Annotated in this window: 4 protein-coding genes and 1 pseudogene; 4 read left to right on the top strand and 1 reads right to left on the bottom strand. The window is 59.5% G+C overall.

Annotation, left to right across the window (positions count from 1 at the left end):
* Positions 1 to 543, bottom strand: a pseudogene (fadE, locus tag FEM54_RS26840) (acyl-CoA dehydrogenase); the annotation flags it as partial.
* Positions 544 to 721: 178 nt separating this feature from the next.
* Here fadE and FEM54_RS26835 point away from each other — a divergent pair.
* The 4 genes from FEM54_RS26835 to FEM54_RS26820 all read left to right on the top strand — a co-directional run.
* Positions 722 to 1393, top strand: a complete 672-nt coding sequence (locus FEM54_RS26835) for a transglutaminase-like domain-containing protein (protein ID WP_138453680.1) — start codon at positions 722 to 724, stop codon at positions 1391 to 1393.
* Positions 1394 to 1449: 56 nt separating this feature from the next.
* On the top strand, positions 1450 to 2067 hold the full coding sequence (locus tag FEM54_RS26830) for a glutathione S-transferase family protein (protein WP_099547862.1): 618 nt from the start codon (positions 1450 to 1452) through the stop codon (positions 2065 to 2067).
* 134 nt (positions 2068 to 2201) lie between these two features.
* Positions 2202 to 3134, top strand: coding sequence for an ABC transporter ATP-binding protein (locus tag FEM54_RS26825; protein ID WP_017136395.1), 933 nt, complete (start codon positions 2202 to 2204; stop codon positions 3132 to 3134).
* The coding region (locus FEM54_RS26820; RefSeq protein WP_138453679.1) for an ABC transporter permease at positions 3131 to 3884 on the top strand (754 nt) is incomplete at its 3' end. The genes FEM54_RS26825 and FEM54_RS26820, both read left to right, overlap by 4 nt.

Here is a 3884-nt window from a genome sequence, read left to right as displayed (position 1 = left end):
GAAACCCTTGCCGCCATATTCCTTGGGAATGATCAGGGCGAAGAAACCGTGGGTTTTGATGTGCTCCCAGGCAGCGGGCGGCAGGTCCATGGCCTGGCCGATTTCCCAGTCGCTGACCATCGCGCAGAGTTCTTCGGTAGGGCCGTCGATAAACGCTTGTTCTTCTTCAGTCAGTTGCGCCTTGGGGTAGGCCAGCAATTTATCCCAATCGGGGCGACCGCTGAACAGTTCGCCGTCCCACCACACGGTGCCGGCGTCGATGGCGTCGCGCTCGGTCTCGGACATCGGCGGCAGGACTTTCTGGAACCAGCTGAACAGCGGCTTGGTGAAGTATTGGCGGCGCAGGTCGGGCAGCAACAGGGGCACGGCCACGGCGGCGATCAGCACCCAGAGGATGACCAGCAGCCAACCCGGTGCATGGCTCCAGGCGCCCATCGCCAGCAGGTAGACGGCAACCACGCCCAGCGCGGGCAGGGGCGCGGTGCGGCGGTGTGCCAGGTAGGCAATGCCGACCACCAGAACCAGTATCCACAACAACAGCATATTCAATCCTCCGTGAAACCAAGGGCGAAACCACCATGGAGCTTAGTCGGCATCCGAAAAAGCGCGGTGGCGAGGGTGTAACGAGTTGTGCTGGCGCACGCCGACATTTGGCCGAATCGTCGTTATCTCCACGGCAGGCCTGTCGTTAGACTCAAGGCTTCCCTTGGAGATAAAGCTCATGGATACGTACTTGAATCCCAGCCGCTTCATCGATAGTGACCACCCTGCGGTGGTGGAGTTCGCCGAAAAACATCGCGGAACCCGCCCGGATTTAAGTGACCAGGCGGTCAGTCTCTACTACGCCGTGCGTGAGGCGATTCGCTACAACCCGTACACCTTCAGCCGTGATCCGAACACCCTCAGTGCCAGCTTTGCCCTGGCCACCGGCGAGAGCTACTGTGTACCCAAGGCCACCTTATTGGCCGCCTGTGCCCGTCATTGCGGGATCCCGGCGCGCATTGGCCTGGCGGATGTGCGCAATCATTTATCGACACCGCGCCTGCTCGCGCTGCTTAAAAGTGATGTGTTCGCCATGCACGGCTATACCGAGTTGTACCTGCACGGTCGTTGGGTCAAGGCCACGCCGGCGTTCAACAGTCAACTGTGCGAGTTGTTCGACGTGCCACCGCTGGCGTTCGATGGGGTCAACGACAGCGTGTTCCACGCCTTCAACCGCCAGGGCCGGCGCTCGATGGAATATGTGCTGGACCACGGCCAGTTCAGCGACGTGCCCGAAGCGTTTTTTTTCGCGCATATTCAGCAGTGTTACCCGCACCTGTTTGCCGACGACACGCCGATCTCGCTGAAGGACATGCACAGCGATATGCACAGCGATTTAAGCCGCAGGTGAACCGGCGTATGCTGCTGCGTTCATCAAGCCATGTTCATCAACGATAAGGCGCGGTCATGCTGAAAATCTGGGGTCGTAAAAATTCATCAAACGTCAGGAAGGCACTTTGGTGCGCCGAGGAACTCGGCCTGGACTATGAGGCAATTGATGCGGGCGGGGCTTTTGGTGTGGTCGACACGCCGCAATACCGGGCCTTGAACCCCAATGGCCGGGTGCCGATGATCGAAGACGGCGACTTTGTGTTGTGGGAATCCAACACCATCGTGCGTTATCTGTGCGCCAAGAGCGCGTCGGATTTTTACCCGAACGACCTGCAAGCCCGGGCCAGCGCCGAGAAGTGGATGGACTGGACCACGTCGACGCTCGCCGATCCGTTCAAGGCGGTGTTCTGGGGCATCCTGCGTACCCCGGCGGAAAAACAGAACTGGGACAGCATCAATGCCGGGCGCCAAGCCTGTATCGATGCGCTTAACACCGTTGACCAGGCCCTCGCCGAGCAACCCTACCTCAGCGGCCAGCATTTCGGCATGGGCGATATCCCCTTGGGCTGCTTTGCCTACGCCTGGTTCGAGATGCCCATCGAGCGCCCGGCAATGCCCCATCTAGAGGCCTGGTACCAGCGCCTCAAAGATCGCCCGGCCTACCGCAAGGCCGTGATGACCGCGTTGACTTAATACTGACTATTAATACAGGTGACTGTACTTGTGCGGCGCGGGCAAGCACCATGCTTGTCATGCGCCGCCGTTGAACTACATGCGCTGCGCGCTCATCTACTCTTTCTATTCCCTTCTCTGGTGCGTAATCCGATATGAGTTCCGCTCTGTCCATCCGGCAGCTAACCAAAACCTACGGCAACGGTTTCCAGGCCCTGAGTGGTATCGATCTGGACGTTGCCGAAGGTGACTTCTTCGCCTTGCTCGGCCCCAACGGTGCCGGCAAATCCACCACCATCGGCATCCTCTCGACCCTGGTCAACAAAACCAGTGGCTCGGTGAATATCTTTGGCCATGACCTGGACAAATCCCCGGCGGCGCTCAAGCGCTCCATCGGCGTGGTGCCCCAGGAATTCAACTTCAACCAGTTTGAAAAGACCTTCGACATCGTCGTGACCCAGGCCGGCTATTACGGCATCCCGGCGAAAATCGCCAAGGAACGCGCCGAGCAGTACCTGACTCAGTTGGGCCTGTGGGACAAGCGCGACGTGCCTTCGCGTTCGCTGTCCGGCGGTATGAAGCGCCGCCTGATGATCGCTCGCGCGCTGGTGCATGAACCGCGCCTGTTGATCCTCGATGAGCCGACCGCCGGTGTGGATATCGAGCTGCGCCGTTCGATGTGGACCTTCCTCACCGAGCTGAACGAGAAGGGCATCACCATCATCCTCACCACCCATTACCTGGAAGAGGCTGAGCAGCTGTGCCGCAACATCGGCATCATCGACCACGGCACCATTGTCGAGAACACCAGCATGCGCAACCTGCTGGGCCAGTTGCATGTGGAAACCTTCCTGCTGGACCTGAAAAACAACCTGTCGGTGGCGCCGCAACTGCTCGGCTACCCAAGCCGCCTGGTCGATGACCACACCCTGGAAGTGCAGGTGGACAAAGCCATGGGCATCACCGCGTTGTTCACCCAGTTGGCGGCCCAGAGCATCGAAGTGCTGAGCCTGCGTAACAAAACCAATCGCCTTGAGGAGTTGTTCGTGTCCCTGGTGGAGAAAAATCTGGCGAAGGTGGCGGTATGAGTTCCGAACTGCAACCCAACCTCGTCGCACTGCAGACCATCGTTTACCGCGAAGTGAAGCGCTTTACCCGGATCTGGCCGCAGACACTGCTGCCGCCGGCGATCACCATGGTCTTGTACTTCGTGATCTTCGGTAACCTCATCGGCCGCCAGATCGGCGACATGGGTGGCTTCACCTACATGGAGTACATCGTGCCGGGCCTGATCATGATGTCGGTGATCACCAACTCCTACGGCAACGTGGTGTCGAGCTTTTTCGGCAGCAAGTTCCAGCGCTCGATCGAAGAACTGATGGTCTCGCCGGTGTCGCCGCACACCATCCTGATCGGCTACACCCTGGGTGGCGTGCTGCGCGGCTTGATGGTCGGGGTGATCGTGACCTTGCTGTCGCTGTTCTTCACCCATCTGCAAGTGCATCACCTTGGGGTCACCCTGCTGGTGGTGGTACTGACGGCGACGATCTTCTCGCTGCTGGGGTTCATCAACGCCGTGTTTGCCCGCAACTTCGATGATATTTCGATCATCCCGACGTTCGTGCTGACGCCGCTGACCTACCTGGGCGGGGTGTTCTACTCCATTACCTTGCTGCCGCCGTTCTGGCAGACCGTGTCGCTGGCCAACCCGGTGTTGCATATGGTCAACGCCTTCCGCTACGGCATCCTGGGCGTGTCGGATATCAAGATCAGCGTGGCGATCACCTTTATGCTGGTGGCGACCGTGGTGCTGTATGTCGGCTGTGCGCGGTTGCTGG

This window comes from Pseudomonas edaphica, assembly GCF_005863185.1.
GTDB classification, from domain to species: Bacteria; Pseudomonadota; Gammaproteobacteria; order Pseudomonadales; family Pseudomonadaceae; genus Aquipseudomonas; species Aquipseudomonas edaphica.
Note: the sequence above shows the minus strand (reverse complement) of the source record. Positions and strands in the feature narration are given on the sequence as shown.